1 protein-coding gene is annotated in these 339 nt (G+C 66.7%); it reads left to right on the top strand.

Annotated elements, in window-relative coordinates; genetic code table 11:
* Nucleotides 1-339, top strand: a 339-nt coding sequence (locus EN862_RS35285; protein WP_135913315.1) for an ATP-binding cassette domain-containing protein, incomplete at both ends; no start/stop codon positions are given.

Raw genomic sequence — 339 nt, 5'->3', positions numbered from 1 at the left:
CCGATTTCGTCGAGCGGCTGGAGCAGCGCCTGGACACCGTGGTCGGCGACCGCGGCATCCGGCTCTCCGGCGGCGAGCGCCAGCGGATCGCGCTGGCGCGGGCATTGCTGCGCAAGCCGTCACTGCTCATCCTCGACGAGGCGACCAGCGCCCTCGACTGGCAGAATCAATCGCTGATCGCCAAATCGATCGACGGGCTGCGCGGCACGATGACGATCCTGACCATTGCGCACCGGCCTTCGATGATCGCTTTCGCCGATTGGGTCGTGGCCATCGAGAACGGCCACATCGTCGAGGTCGGGCAGTATCAGCGCTTGAAGGCGAAATCCGGCAGCCGGC

It is taken from the genome of Mesorhizobium sp. M2E.F.Ca.ET.219.01.1.1 (assembly GCF_004016445.2).
Classification (GTDB): Bacteria; Pseudomonadota; Alphaproteobacteria; order Rhizobiales; family Rhizobiaceae; genus Mesorhizobium.
The sequence above is the reverse complement of the archived record's forward strand: the minus strand, read 5'-3'. Positions and strand labels throughout refer to the sequence as shown.